The following is a 14871-nucleotide window of genomic DNA, read 5'->3' as shown; positions in this document are numbered from 1 at the left end:
TGGACTACATCTCCTCAATGACCCGTTTCAGCCGGTTGACGCGGTGCGAGTAGCGGGAGGTGATCCACGTCAGCACGTGACGGGTCTCTGGCGGATGCAGCGAACGAACCAGTTGTTCGCAGATGCTCATCAGTTCCATCGCTTTCGCTTCCAGAGCCGCCGCCACCTGGGCGATCGTCGCTCCCGGTTTTTGCAACAGAAAGCGGGAGAAGCCAAAGGGAACCTGTTGTTGCCACTTTAACTGCTCCCACTCGCCCAGCATGTTCTCCACGGCCGCCGTCTCTTCAAACAGGGCCGTCCAAAACCGGCGCGTTTCTTCACTGTCCGCGTACTTGTCCACGATGGCCACGTACAATCCCGTGTCAATCTCCGTCCGTAGCGTCAGGTACTCGTCGGACGACAGCCGGCCGTCGCGTTCCGCCATGTACAGCGTCATTTTCGCTTCGTTTACCCGCTGGATGGCGTCCGACAGCACTTGAATCGCTTCCATTTCACCGGCTTCGGCGAGCATTTGGTAGTACCGGCTGCTGTAGTAGTCGCCGGCCAGAACGGTGAGCTGCCGGCTGCGCTCTGCCGCCAGCGAATTGTCATAGGAATTTTTGACGCGCTCGTGCATGTCAAGTCCCAACTGGACGAGGCCTGTCGACATGGAGAACGTCCGCGCCCGTTCCTTGGTCATGCCCCGCTCCAGCAGAAACAGGTACAACAGCGCAAGCCGGTTTTCCGCTATGGCCGGAACATCGACGTATTGTTCTACAAACGAATGGGTGATGCTTTGGTAGATCTGGTCGATGATCGCTCGAACCTCGTCTACGTATGGGGTCTGTTCTTTGCTCATGCGTCCTCCTCCACAAGCGGTTCAACCTGGTTGGTGCCTGTTTCCGTTCGCTTTCACCTTCTCGCCGGGACCCGGCAAAAAGTCCGTCCCTACCATCATACCACACTTCTTTGGTCAGGGACTAACTCTCTGGTAAAAATAAGGGTCGATTCGTACGGGAAAACGGGCTCTGATGTGCGATTCCAGATCGGCAATCTGCTCCGGCGGCGTTTCGTAGGCTGACTTGTCCTTCCGTTGGGCTTCGACGGCGATCAGGAGCTTGGGGGCCGGCGTGTCGGGTTCCACTTCCAGCAGGCGGATGTAGACCTGCTCCACGTTGGCAGTCAACCGAAACAGATCGCGCACTAGGACGTAAAAATCGCGGTACACGAGCGGCAGTTCCGCACGCTGACCGGAGGAAACGGCCAAATCGACATGAACCGACGGATTTTCCCATTTTACACGCTTAATATTATAATGAGTCGACATGAAAGTAAATAAATCCACGACATTTTGCTCGCTCAGGTCGACCGGGCGAGACGCTTGGAACGCGGGTATATCGGGCTGGTTCCAGGGCACGCCGGGAACCAGCGACAGCATGAGAGCGAGCAGCGTGGAGACGGCAATGGCGGCCAGCAGCCTGCGGGGCATGAGACATCCCTCCTCACCACCATTGTACAAAACAAAAAAGCAGGCTATGCCTGCTTTTACTCCGACGTCTCGATCACGCCGTGATGGGTGTAGATCACCGCTTTGCCGCGCACCTTGATGGCGGACGTGTGTTCCGTGAACTGGGCGATCATCACTTCGCCCTTGTCCAGCTTTTCCGTGTGGTGAAAGCGCGTGTCGGAACCGCGCGTCAAGCCGATGACGTGAACGCCGTTTTCCTTTGCTTTGACGACAAAGTAGTCTTGCTGCGTATATGGCGATTGTGCCACCTTGTTTCCTCCTTACCCTGCTGAACTGCTACCCCTATGATGTCCCGCCGCCGTTCAACCGTTGCATGATTTTCGCAACGTAGCGCTGGGTCTCGCGGGGCAGTTGATCGTACCGTGCTTCCAGCTCTTCGTCGGTGTCGATGCCCAGGCGGTCGATCCGGCCGGGACCGGCATTGTAGGCGGCCAGGGCGACCTTCACATTTCCGTCGTACCGATCGAGCAGGCTGCGCAGGTACCTGGTGCCCCCCGCCAGATTTTCATCGGGATTGTAGGCGTTTCGCACGTGCATGGCCCGCGCCGTGCTGTCCATCAACTGCATCAGCCCTTTTGCCCCTGCACGGGAAACGGCATTGGGGTTAAAGTTGGACTCCGCCCGAACCACTTCCCGGACCAGGTCTTCATCCACCCCGAACGTGCGGGCGACATCGCTGATTTTCTTCAAGATGGACTGGCGGCTGACAGGCGTGTGCGCCGTCTTCTCCGCGTCGCGCGGCGGCTCGTCACCGAAGGCCCGGTCAAACTCCCAGTCGGGAGAGCCGTCCAGTTCCGCCAGTATCTCTTCGGCGGCGATGACACGCTGCCCGCTGGCCAGTTCCGCCTGCAGCAGGTCGGCAAACTGCGCGTCCCCGCCGAGCGGATCGGGAGACGTGCCCGTGCCATTGATCCGGGGCTGCGGTGTGATGTGGAGATACGGCTGAAACGATACGGACATCTTCATTCGGGAACAACCTTTCCTCGCTTGTCTTCACCCCCCATTATAGGGAAGAAAAATCAGGAAGCCAATAGCCAATTTGCCAAAAGGAAGCGCCGCGGCGGCGACCGATTGAAAAAACTGGCGCGGACGCGAAACGAACGGCCCCCTTTCCCTGTCTATACCAGTAAAGACAAGAAACCCGAAGGAGAATGTCCCCATGAAGCAAGGAAGATACCGCCTCGCCACCGTCGTTCTCGCTGCATGCATGAGCGGATGGGCACCTTCCGCTTTTGCGGCCGCTGCCGACGCGCCGCTGACGATTCAGGTAAACGGTGCCGTCGTAGAGACGCCTGCCGGCATCCACGCAGCCGGCGACCAGTTGATGGTACCGCTTCGCTGGACAGCCGAGCAGTTGGGCGCCACCGTGGAGTGGGAGCCGTCCGCCAGAGCCGTCATCATCAGCAGGCCGCCCGTGTTGGGGAAACAAAAGATGCTCGATTCGTACCGGCAGGGTCTGACACTCCAGAGTCCGGAAAAGGAGAAGCAGATGTGTCCGATCCCTGCCGGGGCCAGGCAGCTTCGTCTCCCTGACGGTGAGATGCGCCCCCTTGTGCTGCACCTGAAACAAACCGGGCAGGGGAGCAAACCGAAACTGACCGTATCCCAGGGGAACGACGGGTACGTCATCTACGACGCGGCGTTTCGCGACGGCCGCGTCTACGTCCTGCAGGACTGGCTGGAGGAGCTGTTCCGCGCCCGCGTGCAGTACGACAAGGCGGCCCGCACCCTGTCCATCCAGACGCCGCAGCCGGAAGCGATTGAGGAGCAGATTGCCGTGATTGAACAGCATCTCGTTCCGTCCACGCCTGACGAAGCGGTGATGCTGTGGGGACGCGGCGAACAGACGCGGAGCGGCGCCCTGCAGTACGCCGCCCTCTCACCCGAACTTCGCAAACAGTTGAACCGCATCCCGGACGAGATGAACTGGGTGACCGGCGTGTCCAGCCCCTGGGTCGGCCCGATTACCGTGAAGGAAAAGAAAAAGCTGAGCGAGACCGCCTTTGCCTACACCGTGACGTTCCCGGAGATCACGTCCGCAGGGCCTCCCTATCCGACAGCTACGGAGCAGTTTGTGGTAGAGCGGCTGTCCGCAAACGGGACGACCGGATGGTATATCACCGACATGGTGCAGGCCAGCCCGTACGGCCTTTTCAGCCCAAACGCTTCATGAAACCAAAAACGTCTCTGCCGGATGATCCCAGCAGAGACGTTTTTGGTTGAAATGGTCGGAATGCAGGGATTTGAACCCTGGACCTCACCCACCCCAAGGGTGCGCGCTACCGGACTGCGCCACATCCCGACGAAACATTCCTGAGTGGAACATCGCCTATTATAAGGGAACCACACCCATTCTGGCAAGAGAATCATGGAAAAAAAACGTGCGAAAGTATGCGTTCACGCAGGCCGATCCGTTTTACGCGATATTCGAACACGGCTGGGGCTTTTCCCCAATCGGGAGGTACGGCCATACCTCGCGCGGTCGTTTGTGTCCCCTACCGGCCCGGAAACCAACGTGCCGGAAGCCGGATCCTGCCGCGGCATGGCCGCGACCTGCACAAACAAAACGCCTCTCGTCCAATCGGATTGGCACGAGAGGCGTTCTTCCATGATAGAAGTAGATGGTCGGAATGCAGGGATTTGAACCCTGGACCTCACCCACCCCAAGGGTGCGCGCTACCGGGCTGCGCCACATCCCGACTGTACATCTGTACTATACAATATTTTAACCAGGGTGTCAATACCTTTCTGTCTCTTTTCTCTTTCCAAGTTATGCAAGTTATGCAAGTTATGTACGTATGAGGCTGAACACTTCCGCGCGCGCTGCCGCGTCATTGGCAAAGATGCCGCGTACCGCGGACGTCACCGTTTTGGAGCCCGGCTTTTTCACTCCGCGCATGGTCATGCACATATGCTCCGCTTCCACGACCACAACGACTCCGTGCGGGTCCAGCTTGCGGACGATCGCGTCAGCTACGGTCGACGTAATGCGCTCCTGCAGCTGCGGTCTGCGGGCTACCGCTTCGACGGCCCGGGCCAGTTTGCTCAAGCCCACCACGCGGCCGCCGCGAGGGATGTACGCGACATGAGCCTTGCCGAAGAAGGGCACAAAATGGTGTTCGCACATGGAGTAGAACGGAATGTCCTTCACCAGCACCATCTCTTCGTGATCTTCGCTGAACACCGTCTCAAAGTACTCTTCTTCGTTTATTCTCATGCCTTCAAACACTTCTGCATACATCTTCGCCACCCGTTTGGGCGTATCCAGCAATCCGTCCCGATCCGGATCGTCGCCGATCGCTTCGATGATCATGCGGACCGCCTGCTGAATTTTCTCCAGATCGACCTCTTTCATGTCAAAACCTCCCTCTCCTGCGGATGAAACAAGCCCATCTTATCACATTCCCCTGAAAAAAACAAAACGATCCGCATATCGCGAAGCATCTGAGAACGTGAAAAAAATCCACATTTCATCAATGTGGATTTTTATGTAAGTGTTTCGTTAACCGATGTAACGATTACTTGATGGAGTCCTTGAGTTGTTTACCAGGCTTGAATGCCGGTACCTTGCTGGAAGCGATCTCGATCTCTTCGCCGGTTTGCGGGTTGCGACCTTTACGAGCCGCACGCTCGCGAACTTCGAAGTTACCGAAACCAATCAGTTGAACTTTCTCTCCGTTTTTCAGTGCTTCCGCAATTGCGTCAAGAACTGCATCAACAGCTTTTGTTGCATCTTTCTTGGTCAGTTCGGTGGTCTCAGCCACTTTTGCAATCAGTTCTGTTTTATTCATTTCTTGTTCACCTCCCCTCAATGTACGCCACATCGTTGGTATTACTACTTTTCTTAACCGAATCCAATCGTTTTATACACACGATTGGGTGTTTTTACCGCTCTGACAAGCTTATAGTAATACACCATTCTTGTAAATTCAAGCCCCCTCCTGTCGAATTTAAGCGAAATCCAAGAAAAAAAGGCTTCCCGTCCCGCCGGGAGCCTCTGTTTGCCCTGCTTTTCGTAGGACTTAACGCCCATTTTTTCCAGTATCTTACAGAATAATCGCGATGAGTCCGCCCGATCCTTCGTTGATGATCCGCCCCAAGGTCTCCTGCAGCTTGTAGCGGGCGTTGTCCGGCATCATCGTGATCTTGGCCTGGATCCCTTCCCGCACGATCGAATGCAGCGAGCGGCCAAAGATGTCCGAGTTCCAGATCGACAGCGGGTCTCTGTCGAAGTCCTGCATCAGATAGCGGACCAGTTCTTCGCTCTGCTTTTCGGTGCCGATGATCGGCGCGAATTCCGACTCCACGTCGACGCGAATCATGTGAATCGACGGAGCCGTCGCTTTCAGGCGGACGCCGAAACGGGGCCCCTGCCGGATCAGTTCGGGTTCGTCCAAGGTCATCTCATGCAGCGACGGTGCGGCGATGCCGTAGCCGGTCGTCCGGACCATGTGCAGCGCCTCCGCCACCTGGTCGTATTCCCGCTTGGCATGGGCAAATTCCTGCATGATTTTCAGCAGGTGATCCTTGCCGTTGATTTCGACGCCGACGATTTCCATCAGGATGCGGTCGTACAGTTCGTCCGGCGCGTACAGGTCGATCTCGGCAATCCCCTGCCCCATGTGCATTCCGGCCAGCGATGCCCGCTCCACAAAATCGTACTCGTTGAAATAGCTGACGACTCGGTCCACGTCGCGCAGGCGGCGGATGTCCTTCACCGTCTCCCGCACCGCTTCTTCGTAGTTTTGGCGCAGCCAGTGTCCATTTTCCAGTACCATTACCCAACTGGGCAGGTTCACGTTTACCTCGTGCACAGGGAATTCGAACAGCACTTCCCGCATCAAGAGCAGGATTTCGTGTTCCGTCACGTTGTCGACGGAGAGGGCCAGCACCGGCACGTCGTATTTCTCCTGCAGCTCCAGCCGCAGGTTTTGCGCTTCTTCCGAACGGGGACGGGTGGAGTTGACCAGGATGACAAACGGCTTGCCCACTTCCTTCAGTTCGGCCACGACCCGCTCTTCCGCTTCGATGTAACCGCTGCGGGGAATCTCCGCGATGCTCCCGTCCGTGGTGACGACGATCCCGATGGTGGAGTGTTCCTGGATGACCTTGCGCGTTCCCACTTCCGCCGCTTCCTCGAATGGAACCGGCTCCTCGTACCACGGCGTGTTGACCATGCGCGGGCCGTTTTCGTCTTCAAATCCCTTCGCACCCTGCACGGTGTAGCCGACGCAGTCAACGAGCCGAACGTTGATGCTGAGCCCTTCCGTCACGTTTACCTGTACGGCCTGATTCGGAACAAATTTGGGTTCCGTCGTCATGATCGTTCGGCCGGACGCACTCTGCGGCAGTTCATCCGTGGCGCGTATCCGCTCTGCCTCCGACTGGATGTTGGGGATGACGACCTGTTCCATGAACCGTTTGATAAAAGTCGATTTGCCCGTCCGGACAGGTCCCACGACGCCCAGGTAAATATCCCCGCCCGTCCGTTCGGCAATGTCTTTAAAGATGTCGACTCGTTCCACCATCGATGACCTCCTTCTATTTGTCTATTGATACACTATGACCATTTTTCCGAATTATCCCTGACCGCCAGTATTTTCCCGATAATCTCGTACTAGAATCGTGGACAATACATGTATATGTGCGCTCCGGTCCGCTAGAACAAAAAAACCGCCCGGACGTGCGGAAGGACTCCCCCTGCCGGCCGCAGGCTGTGCAGCCGGGAAGCATCCGCATCGAGTCGGGCGGGATGTATGAACATGTGAGAAAGGCGGCCGCTTAACGGCCGCCTTTGCGCCTCCTTACAGTTTCAGCAGGCGCGGTTCGCCGTTTACCATTTCGTAGGGAAACGACTTGGCCGGGACGAACATGGAATGCCGCGCCATCACATAGCGCGGGTCGGTATTTTCCTTGACCTCCGCTTTTGTGCTGCGCAGGACGTTGGCGATGTCGGCGGCGTAGTCGATGCCGACTTCACCTTTGGCGTTCATGACGAGCGGGAGCAGATAGCTGCCTACCGTCGACTGGACCTGCACGTCCTGCATGGACATCTTTTCGAAATCGATGGAATAATAGCCGTTGCCCAGATCCGCTCTGATCGGCAGCTTGCCGTAATTCCGCAGGAAGCGGTTGACGGCGCTCTGCACGTCGGCCACCTTGCTGACGGCGCCCAGATGGATCAGCCGAACGGTCGGCTTGGTTTCCACATCAATCAGCACGTACTTGTACACGCCGCCTTTTTCAAACGAGTTGCCCGGCGCATCCGGCAGGTATTTGGGCATCATTCTGCGAAAATCGATCTCGTACTTCTCGAAGATCGGCGTATCCAGCGGTTTCGTCACAATCGGCAGCACGCCCGTGTCCTTTTGGAACTGTTCTACCGCCTTTTGCGTCGCCTCCAGGTAAAATTCGCTGGGAATCTGGTTCTCCAGCTTCCGTTCTTCCGGATACAGACAGCCGCCCAACAGGGCAGACAAGACCGCCAGCATCACCGGCAGCCGCAACGTAGTGCGCCATGTTTGCCACATCACCTGTTACACCTCTTGCTACCATTCTTCTTCCTGGTCGCGCTGCGACTCCAGCGCCGCCCGCACGACCGACTTCCATCGGCTCTCCGGGATTCGCACCGTGCAGTCCTGCCCGGTCGTTTTCGCCTGACAGGCCAGCCGGATGCCTTTGCGCAAATCCTCTTCCGGCATCTTGCGCCGCTCCAACGGCGTCGGTTCGGACAATCTTCCGCTTTCCAGGACGATGCGGCACATCAGGCAGGAGGCGTGTCCGCCGCACCGCTGCGGGATGACGACCCGCGCCGCCTGGGCTGCGCTTGTGACCAATTGTCCCGGCCGCGTCTTTACGCTCTTTCCCGCGGGCAAAAACGTCAGTTTTCCCATGCTGTCAGCCCCCTGTCAATACGGGCGGTGAGCCAATGTCACATGCCCCTGTCTGACTATTTGGATTTGGCAGCCCAGACGGTACCCTTCCGCGCGCTCTGCCTTGCGAAGCCGCAGCTTCTCCTCGTTTGTCACGTCATTGAGGCAGTCGGCTCCCTCCTGCACCAGCGTTCGGCACTGGGCGCAAATCCCCCGCTCGCAGGCGTATCCCCACCCCAGCTTGTGCCGTTTGGCGATGGACACGATCGTCACATCGGTTTCCACGGGCAGTTGATGGGTGCCGGTACGCGAGATCAATGTCAATTGCGCCATCGCTTGCCCTCCTTTATGCAAAAATCACGATCAGAATCATCACGAATACGGCCAGCAGCATCAGAAACGCGACCGTCTTCAGCAGGAACGACACCAGGCCGTTTTTGGTCTTCCGCGCATAGAGCACCATGAAATTGCAAACGAACATCAGCGCGATGGCGACAAGCGAGATGTTCATCTTGGTCATTGGATCGATAGGCATATGTACGACAGCATCCTCTTTTCCGTTTTTGAAACATTATACCATACTTCTTTTTCTGCCGCTCCCGTCCGGTGAACCTCATTCTGGACGTTCGCATAGACTATCGTGATGAATCCGCCTATTGGAGGGATGGCAGATGAACACACGGAAATGGCGTAATCCCTACGCCCCCATACCCAGCAAAAAGCTGAACGAGAAGGCGCAGGAGGTATCGCTCGCCGTCACGCCGCGCAAGGCCGTGCCGGAAGTCATCGACCTGCGCACGTCCGTCTCCCGGATGCGCAGCAACATCAAGGGGATCAGCAGCACGATCCGCCAGGTCGAAGAAACGATGGATACGCTGTACGGCGCGATGCAAATCTTCGAAAGACTGGGAAAACGCTCTGCGGATGCGGAGACTGCGGAAAAGCCGGCCGGCAAACGGCAGTCTGCAGAGACAAGCAGCCCGGCCAACGAAGGGACGGAAGGCAGCAGCGGGGGCGGCAATCCGCTGGGGAACATCGACATCGGGCAGCTTCTCGGCCTGCTGCAGTCCCCGCTGGTGCAAAGCCTGCTGAGCCAGACGGCAAACGGAGCCGCGAAACGAAAAAAAGAGGGATGACATCCCTCTTTTTTTCTTGAATCTGTAGGCCAGCCATGTCCCTGTAGAGCCATGATTGTTCCTAGTCATACTGTATGACGTTTTTCGCAGCGGGGAACGGGCATAATCGCCCAATTCTCTTACTTCAGCAATTTGCCGAGCGAGGATAGGTCGTTGAGGTTGATCTCCTGGTTGCGGAACATCTGCACGACCTTGTCTTCCTGCTCCTCGTTCAACTTTTTGCCGCTTAGTGCGGCGAGCGATCGGATCACGTGGCGCAGTTTGGTCTCGTCTTCAAAGTCGCTGCGCGTGAATTGGCTGGCCAGCGCACGCAGCCTGCTCTCATCCACGTTTCCTCCCGCTTTTCCCTGCAAACGGTCCAAAAAACGACGCGACACGTTGTTGCTCATCGTTTCAGCTCCTCCTTACGGCCTTAGGCGTTACAGCCACATCATTAACGTATGTGCGGGAGCCTAAAAAGGTGAGCGAACGCCTACGCGTCTTTACACGCCGAAAGGCCCGAGGTACTCCATCTCGCGCGTGCGGCCGCGTCCCATCAGTTCTTCCACGCCCTGTCGGGGCGACTTGCCTTCAAATAGAATGCCGTACAGCACCGAGGCGATCGGCATGTCGACCTGTTTGCGGCTGGCCAGGGCGTACGCGGCTTTGGTCGTGCGCACGCCTTCCACCACCATGCCCATCTGCTGCAGCACCTCGTCCAGCGGTTTGCCCTGGCCGAGCAGATAGCCGGCCCGCCAATTGCGGCTGTGCTTGCTGGTGCAGGTGACGATCAGGTCGCCCACGCCGGCCAGTCCGGCAAACGTCAGCGGCATGGCCCCCAGCTTGATACCGAGCCGGGTAATTTCCGCCAGGCCGCGGGTGAGCAGCGCCGCTTTGGCGTTGTCGCCAAATCCCAGCCCGTCGGACATCCCCGCTCCCAGCGCGATGATGTTTTTCAGCGCACCGGCGATTTCCGCCCCGACCAGGTCAGAGTTGGTGTAGACACGGAAATACGTGTTCATGAAAAGGTCCTGCGCCCGCAGCATGCAATCCTCGCTGGCGGAAGCGACCACCACCGTGGTCGGCGACCGGCGCACCACTTCCTCCGCGTGGCTCGGTCCGGTCAGCACAACCAGCCCTTTGCTGATGGGCTCGGGCACTTCCTCGCCGATCACCTCCGACATGCGCTTCAAACTCTCCAGCTCAAAGCCTTTGGCGGCGTGAATCAGCAGCACGTCCGGGCGCAAAAAGGGCGCAAGCTCGCGCGTCACCTGCCGCATCGCGTGCGACGGGACGGCCAGCAGCACCACCGGTTTGTCCGACACGACCTCCCGCAGATCGACAGACGCGCGAATCCCGGGCGACAGCGTCACGCCCGGCAGGTACTTTTCATTGGTATGACGAGTGTTGACCTCGTCGGCGAGTTTCGGATCGCGCACCCAGACGTTCACGCGATGGCCGTTGTCCGCCAACACCGAGGCCAGCGCCGTACCCCAACTGCCGGCGCCGATAACGGCAACATCCTGATTCAAATGATCCCCCTCCACTTTTCCATGTTCCCATGCGATGTGTATCCGGGCACGCCTGCCCTACTGCAGATTGCGCTGGGACGGTTCCCCCAGCTTGCGCTCTCTGCCTGCAAGAAGATTTTGGATATTGTTGTAATGGCGGACGTAGGCGAAGACGGCCAGGGCCACGCTGACCCAGACGAACGCCATGTCCTTGGAGAGCAAAAACAGACACACCGGCAGGAGTGTCACAAACACGAGCGATCCCAGCGACACATATCGCGTCACGGCAATGACCAGTACCGTGATGATGACTGTGATGAGAAAGGCCAAAGGAGAGAAGCCCAGTGCCACGCCCAGCGTGGTGGCGATGCCCTTCCCCCCGCGAAATCCGAAAAAAACGGGCCAGTTGTGCCCGACGATGGCAAACAGGCCGGACAGCGCGTACGCCGTCGGATCGCCGTTTGTCAGCAGGTGTGTGATGCCCATCGCGGCCAGCCCCTTCAGCGCGTCCAGGACCAGCACGGCGATGGCCGGTCCTTTCCCCAGAACGCGCAGGGTATTGGTCGCGCCCGCGTTTCCGCTGCCGTGGGAGCGAATGTCAATGCCCGCGATCTTTTTGGCGATAAGATAGCTGAAGCTGATCGAGCCGATCAGGTAACTGATCACCCAGGACAAAAACACCATGGTTGTTTCCTCTCCCTATGTTTTTTTGCGCGTCCAGATCCGGATCGGCGTGCCTTCGAAGACAAACGCCTCCCGTATTTTGTTTTCAATGTAACGCTCATAGGAGAAATGCATCAGTTCCGGGTCGTTGACAAACAGAATGAACGTCGGCGGTTTGACGGCCGCCTGCGTCGCGTAGTTGATCTTCAGCCGCTTGCCCCGGTCGGACGGCGGCGGCGTCATGATCGTCGCGTCCGTGATCAGGTCGTTCAGCACCGCCGTGGAGACTCGCATCGAATGCGCTTCCGCCACCTGGTTGACTTTCGGCAAAATCGTGTGAATCCGCTGCTTGGTCTTGGCCGAGACGAACAGGATCGGCGCGTAGTCCAGATACTTGAACTCTTCCCGGATCAGCTCCGTGAACCGCAGCATCGTCTTGTCGTCCTTTTCGACCGCATCCCATTTGTTGACGACGATAATCACGGCGCGGCCCGCTTCGTGGGCGTAGCCGGCGATCTTCTTGTCCTGCTCGATAATGCCTTCTTCCCCGTTCAGGACAACCAGCACGACGTCCGACTCTTCGATGGCCTTCATCGCCCGCATCACGCTGTATTTTTCCGTCGTTTCGTACACCTTGCCCCGTTTGCGCATCCCGGCGGTGTCGATCAGGATGTAGTTCTGTCCGTCGCGCTCAAACGGCGTGTCGATGGCATCCCGCGTCGTGCCGGCCACATCGCTGACGATGACGCGCTCTTCGCCCAGGATGGCGTTGGTGAGCGACGATTTCCCCACGTTGGGCCGTCCGATGATGGAGATGCGGATCACGTCGTCGTCCCGCTCTTCGTCCTCTCCGCCCGGGAAGTGCTTCACCACCTCTTCGAGCACGTCGCCCAGGCCGAGCCCGTGACTGCCGGAAACGGGGAACGGATCGCCCAGTCCCAGCGTGTAAAAGTCGTAAATGTCAGCACGCATGTCCGGATTGTCGATTTTGTTGACGATCAAAACAATCGGCTTCCCGGTGCGGTTCAGCATGCGGGCCAGCTCCTGATCGGCGTCGGTCACGCCGGTTCGGCCGTCGGTCACCATCAGGATGACGTCCGCCTCGTCGATGGCCAGCTCCGCCTGGTGGCGCATTTGCGTGAGAATTTCGTCGGTCTCGCCAAATTCGATTCCGCCGGTATCGATGACGTGGAAGTGGCGGTTCAGCCATTCTCCCTTCCCGTACAGGCGGTCGCGGGTCACGCCCGGCTTGTCCTCCACGATGGCGATGCGCTCGCCGACCAATCGGTTAAAAATCGTGGACTTGCCCACGTTGGGTCTACCCACAATGGCTACCACTGGCAATCCCATAGTTGACAACACTCTCTCTCATATCTGTTTTGACTAGCTAATCATACCACACTCTACTTGTGACGAACAACGATCAGGGTCTCGTCATCCAATTCGTGCACCATCGCGTCCAGCACTTTTTCCAGCGTAAACGCCGTCTGCTGCATTCGCTCCCGGCTGGGGACGACGAAAACGGGAACGCCCCCGGCGACGTGCTCTTTGTTGGTGGTGACCACCGCTACGATCCTGGCGGACATGGCCCTACCCTCCCTGTTCGACTGGAGGTGCCTCTTTCGGCATCCGATAGACGCTCTCCAGAATCGGCACCGCTTCGATGACCGCTTTGGCCCGCTCGTGACTGCGCACCTGCGGCAGCAAAAACACGCCCAATCGGCCCGTCTCCAGATCCCGTTTCACCAGCGGCGTGAGCGACGGCTCCCCCTCGTCGGTAAAAACGCCCATCTGCGTCGCCACGTCGTGCAAAATCGCCTGCCGCTGGCCCGGATGGGCAATCGAGACGGTGGCGTTGTCATCCTTGGGCACCAGAATGAAGCCCATGCCCCGTTTCTGGATGAGCTCCTGGGCGTTTGTCAAGCCGACGTTCATGATGTAAATGTCGCCCACGTACAGGTTTTTCCCCTCCACCCGAACCTCCGCCGGCTGTACCTCCACAATGCTGGCGAGCGTTTGGCCGGATTTGAGCAGGCGCGAGATGACCAGTGCCGCGATCCCCACCAGGCAGCCTCCCCACCAGTTGAACAGCACGGTGGCAAACGTCGTCACCAGCGAGGTGAAGATGACCAGGTAGTTGCGCCCTTCGAACACCATCGCAATCCCCTCGATGTACGGCCCGCCCCGCGGAACCAGCTCCCGCTTGTCGATCTCCGTCAGCGTCGTCCGCTCCATGTTGCGGACGTCGCGAAACTGTTGGGCCGCCACGGTCAGAAACGTGACGGCGGTGTAGTCCTGCTTCAACAGCGACGGCACGGCCAGCGACCCCAGCGCGGACGCGATGACGCCGAGGGAAATGTGGATGATCTTGCCGTGGGGAAAGGTCGGATACTGCCGGTAGTCGGTGCGAAGCAGGTACAGCCGGCAGAGAATGCCGAAGCCCAACCCGAGCGCCAGCGGAATGACATACTCATTGGCAAACAGTTCTCGAAACATCGGCATCACCTGTGCGTATCGGAATGGGACGATTCTGTCTCCCGGTATCCAAACAGCCGTCTGGCCGCCGCCAGCACCGAACCGGTCAGGGTCCAGAGCGAGGCAGCGCTCCACAGCAGATCCTGGGCATATCCGCCGCCGATCTCGCAGGTCCCCGACAGCCTCCACACATAGAGCGCGTACAGCACATCGGCACCGGGAAGGGAAACGGCGAGCAAATAGAGGCGGGCCAGTCCGCTGCGGGCGATGGCGAACACGGCCAGCACCGCCGCCGCCGGCAGGAGGACCGCTTCGTCCCACACCTGCAGAACCGGGTCGGTAAAAAAGAGCCAGCGCAGCCAGAACAGCGTCATGCCAACAGCGGCTCCGGCCAGCAAATGGAGGCGGCGCTTGTCTTCGGCCAGCCGGCCGTACAACCAACCGCCGCAGAGAAGAGGCAGAATCGTTCCGCTGAGGCTGACCTGCAGGGGAAGAAAAGTGAGCTGCCAACTGACAAACGTGCAGACGAGAAACGCGGCGAGCACGGCCAGGGTGCCCGCGCGCGTCAGGCCCCAGCGCTTCAGCGGCCGGTCGAAACTGCCCATCCAGACGAGACAGAGAAAACACCACTGGATGAGGATCGCAAGCGTTCCCTCGTTCATGTCCATCTCCTCACGTTGCGGGTGTCTTCCAAAGTATGCCTCATCCAGCGGCCTTTCATGAGTGAA

20 protein-coding genes and 2 tRNA genes are annotated in these 14871 nt (G+C 58.6%); 2 read left to right on the top strand and 20 right to left on the bottom strand.

Annotation, left to right across the window (positions count from 1 at the left end):
* Nucleotides 1-4 precede the first annotated feature (4 nt).
* The 4 genes from M516_RS0113490 to M516_RS0113475 form a co-directional block, all read right to left on the bottom strand.
* On the bottom strand, nt 5-838 hold the full coding sequence (locus M516_RS0113490) for a heptaprenyl diphosphate synthase component 1 (protein ID WP_029099600.1): 834 nt from the start codon (nt 836-838) through the stop codon (nt 5-7).
* 114 nt (nt 839-952) lie between these two features.
* Nucleotides 953-1468, bottom strand: a complete 516-nt coding sequence (locus tag M516_RS0113485) for a hypothetical protein (protein WP_029099599.1) — start codon at nt 1466-1468, stop codon at nt 953-955.
* Between the two features lie 56 nt (nt 1469-1524).
* The gene (gene mtrB / locus M516_RS0113480) at nt 1525-1755 is read right to left on the bottom strand and encodes a trp RNA-binding attenuation protein MtrB (protein WP_029099598.1); all 231 of its coding nucleotides are present in this window, start codon (nt 1753-1755) and stop codon (nt 1525-1527) included.
* A 34-nt stretch (nt 1756-1789) separates the two neighbouring features.
* Nucleotides 1790-2473: a lytic transglycosylase domain-containing protein gene (locus M516_RS0113475; protein WP_029099597.1), complete on the bottom strand. Its 684-nt coding sequence runs from the start codon at nt 2471-2473 to the stop codon at nt 1790-1792.
* Between the two features lie 193 nt (nt 2474-2666).
* On the opposite strand from M516_RS0113475, the gene M516_RS24360 reads away from it, so the two are divergent.
* Nucleotides 2667-3680, top strand: a complete 1014-nt coding sequence (locus M516_RS24360) for a copper amine oxidase N-terminal domain-containing protein (protein ID WP_051188215.1) — start codon at nt 2667-2669, stop codon at nt 3678-3680.
* 52 nt (nt 3681-3732) lie between these two features.
* On the opposite strand, the gene M516_RS0113460 is transcribed toward M516_RS24360, so the two are convergent.
* The 9 genes from M516_RS0113460 to M516_RS0113420 all read right to left on the bottom strand — a co-directional run bounded on the left by M516_RS0113460 (nt 3733) and on the right by M516_RS0113420 (nt 8914).
* Nucleotides 3733-3809, bottom strand: a tRNA-Pro gene (locus tag M516_RS0113460).
* 320 nt (nt 3810-4129) lie between these two features.
* Nucleotides 4130-4206, bottom strand: a tRNA-Pro gene (locus M516_RS0113455).
* A gap of 89 nt (nt 4207-4295) precedes the next feature.
* Nucleotides 4296-4862: a GTP cyclohydrolase I FolE gene (gene folE / locus M516_RS0113450; protein WP_029099596.1), complete on the bottom strand. Its 567-nt coding sequence runs from the start codon at nt 4860-4862 to the stop codon at nt 4296-4298.
* 163 nt (nt 4863-5025) lie between these two features.
* Nucleotides 5026-5298: an HU family DNA-binding protein gene (locus M516_RS0113445; RefSeq protein ID WP_029099595.1), complete on the bottom strand. Its 273-nt coding sequence runs from the start codon at nt 5296-5298 to the stop codon at nt 5026-5028.
* A gap of 255 nt (nt 5299-5553) precedes the next feature.
* The gene (gene spoIVA / locus M516_RS0113440; protein WP_029099594.1) at nt 5554-7032 is read right to left on the bottom strand and encodes a stage IV sporulation protein A; all 1479 of its coding nucleotides are present in this window, start codon (nt 7030-7032) and stop codon (nt 5554-5556) included.
* A 279-nt stretch (nt 7033-7311) separates the two neighbouring features.
* On the bottom strand, nt 7312-8037 hold the full coding sequence (locus M516_RS0113435; protein ID WP_035289722.1) for a hypothetical protein: 726 nt from the start codon (nt 8035-8037) through the stop codon (nt 7312-7314).
* An 18-nt stretch (nt 8038-8055) separates the two neighbouring features.
* Nucleotides 8056-8400, bottom strand: coding sequence for a 2Fe-2S iron-sulfur cluster-binding protein (locus tag M516_RS0113430; RefSeq protein ID WP_029099592.1), 345 nt, complete (start codon nt 8398-8400; stop codon nt 8056-8058).
* A gap of 15 nt (nt 8401-8415) precedes the next feature.
* Complete coding sequence (locus M516_RS0113425; RefSeq protein WP_029099591.1) at nt 8416-8712, bottom strand: 2Fe-2S iron-sulfur cluster-binding protein; 297 nt, start codon at nt 8710-8712, stop codon at nt 8416-8418.
* 13 nt (nt 8713-8725) lie between these two features.
* On the bottom strand, nt 8726-8914 hold the full coding sequence (locus tag M516_RS0113420) for a DUF2768 family protein (RefSeq protein ID WP_029099590.1): 189 nt from the start codon (nt 8912-8914) through the stop codon (nt 8726-8728).
* A gap of 136 nt (nt 8915-9050) precedes the next feature.
* Here M516_RS0113420 and M516_RS0113415 point away from each other — a divergent pair, with 136 nt between their 5' ends.
* A complete protein-coding gene (locus M516_RS0113415) occupies nt 9051-9515 on the top strand; it encodes a hypothetical protein (protein WP_029099589.1) in 465 nt (154 codons plus the stop codon).
* Between the two features lie 119 nt (nt 9516-9634).
* On the opposite strand, the gene M516_RS0113410 is transcribed toward M516_RS0113415, so the two are convergent.
* The 7 genes from M516_RS0113410 to M516_RS0113380 all read right to left on the bottom strand — a co-directional run bounded on the left by M516_RS0113410 (nt 9635) and on the right by M516_RS0113380 (nt 14805).
* A complete protein-coding gene (locus M516_RS0113410; RefSeq protein WP_029099588.1) occupies nt 9635-9904 on the bottom strand; it encodes a stage VI sporulation protein F in 270 nt (89 codons plus the stop codon).
* A gap of 93 nt (nt 9905-9997) precedes the next feature.
* The gene (locus M516_RS0113405) at nt 9998-11026 is read right to left on the bottom strand and encodes an NAD(P)H-dependent glycerol-3-phosphate dehydrogenase (RefSeq protein WP_029099587.1); all 1029 of its coding nucleotides are present in this window, start codon (nt 11024-11026) and stop codon (nt 9998-10000) included.
* Nucleotides 11027-11083: 57 nt separating this feature from the next.
* On the bottom strand, nt 11084-11689 hold the full coding sequence (gene plsY / locus M516_RS0113400) for a glycerol-3-phosphate 1-O-acyltransferase PlsY (protein ID WP_029099586.1): 606 nt from the start codon (nt 11687-11689) through the stop codon (nt 11084-11086).
* A 15-nt stretch (nt 11690-11704) separates the two neighbouring features.
* Entirely contained in the window at nt 11705-13018 is a 1314-nt protein-coding gene (gene der / locus M516_RS0113395; protein WP_029099585.1) for a ribosome biogenesis GTPase Der, read from the bottom strand.
* 53 nt (nt 13019-13071) lie between these two features.
* A complete protein-coding gene (locus tag M516_RS0113390; protein WP_029099584.1) occupies nt 13072-13254 on the bottom strand; it encodes a capping complex subunit for YIEGIA in 183 nt (60 codons plus the stop codon).
* A 4-nt stretch (nt 13255-13258) separates the two neighbouring features.
* Nucleotides 13259-14164, bottom strand: a complete 906-nt coding sequence (locus M516_RS0113385) for a YIEGIA family protein (protein ID WP_029099583.1) — start codon at nt 14162-14164, stop codon at nt 13259-13261.
* A gap of 5 nt (nt 14165-14169) precedes the next feature.
* Nucleotides 14170-14805 carry a YphA family membrane protein gene (locus M516_RS0113380; protein WP_029099582.1) on the bottom strand — a complete coding sequence of 212 codons (636 nt, stop codon included), beginning with the start codon at nt 14803-14805 and terminating at the stop codon, nt 14170-14172.
* Between the last annotated feature and the right edge of the window lie 66 nt (nt 14806-14871).

Source organism: Brevibacillus thermoruber 423 (assembly GCF_000454065.1).
Classification (GTDB): Bacteria; Bacillota; Bacilli; order Brevibacillales; family Brevibacillaceae; genus Brevibacillus; species Brevibacillus thermoruber.
Note: the sequence above shows the minus strand (reverse complement) of the source record. Positions and strands in the feature narration are given on the sequence as shown.

Excerpts from the sequence above, each read along its gene's own strand:
- M516_RS0113490 (WP_029099600.1), bottom strand. The coding sequence starts at position 838 with ATGAGCAAAGAACAGACCCCATACGTAGACGAGGTTCGAGCGATCATC.
- M516_RS0113485 (WP_029099599.1), bottom strand. The coding sequence starts at position 1,468 with ATGCCCCGCAGGCTGCTGGCCGCCATTGCCGTCTCCACGCTGCTCGCT.
- M516_RS0113475 (WP_029099597.1), bottom strand. The coding sequence starts at position 2,473 with ATGAAGATGTCCGTATCGTTTCAGCCGTATCTCCACATCACACCGCAG.
- M516_RS24360 (WP_051188215.1), top strand. The coding sequence starts at position 2,667 with ATGAAGCAAGGAAGATACCGCCTCGCCACCGTCGTTCTCGCTGCATGC.
- folE (WP_029099596.1), bottom strand. The coding sequence starts at position 4,862 with ATGAAAGAGGTCGATCTGGAGAAAATTCAGCAGGCGGTCCGCATGATC.
- M516_RS0113445 (WP_029099595.1), bottom strand. The coding sequence starts at position 5,298 with ATGAATAAAACAGAACTGATTGCAAAAGTGGCTGAGACCACCGAACTG.
- M516_RS0113435 (WP_035289722.1), bottom strand. The coding sequence starts at position 8,037 with ATGTGGCAAACATGGCGCACTACGTTGCGGCTGCCGGTGATGCTGGCG.
- M516_RS0113430 (WP_029099592.1), bottom strand. The coding sequence starts at position 8,400 with ATGGGAAAACTGACGTTTTTGCCCGCGGGAAAGAGCGTAAAGACGCGG.
- M516_RS0113425 (WP_029099591.1), bottom strand. The coding sequence starts at position 8,712 with ATGGCGCAATTGACATTGATCTCGCGTACCGGCACCCATCAACTGCCC.
- M516_RS0113420 (WP_029099590.1), bottom strand. The coding sequence starts at position 8,914 with ATGCCTATCGATCCAATGACCAAGATGAACATCTCGCTTGTCGCCATC.
- M516_RS0113415 (WP_029099589.1), top strand. The coding sequence starts at position 9,051 with ATGAACACACGGAAATGGCGTAATCCCTACGCCCCCATACCCAGCAAA.
- M516_RS0113410 (WP_029099588.1), bottom strand. The coding sequence starts at position 9,904 with ATGAGCAACAACGTGTCGCGTCGTTTTTTGGACCGTTTGCAGGGAAAA.
- plsY (WP_029099586.1), bottom strand. The coding sequence starts at position 11,689 with ATGGTGTTTTTGTCCTGGGTGATCAGTTACCTGATCGGCTCGATCAGC.
- der (WP_029099585.1), bottom strand. The coding sequence starts at position 13,018 with ATGGGATTGCCAGTGGTAGCCATTGTGGGTAGACCCAACGTGGGCAAG.
- M516_RS0113390 (WP_029099584.1), bottom strand. The coding sequence starts at position 13,254 with ATGTCCGCCAGGATCGTAGCGGTGGTCACCACCAACAAAGAGCACGTC.
- M516_RS0113385 (WP_029099583.1), bottom strand. The coding sequence starts at position 14,164 with ATGTTTCGAGAACTGTTTGCCAATGAGTATGTCATTCCGCTGGCGCTC.
- M516_RS0113380 (WP_029099582.1), bottom strand. The coding sequence starts at position 14,805 with ATGAACGAGGGAACGCTTGCGATCCTCATCCAGTGGTGTTTTCTCTGT.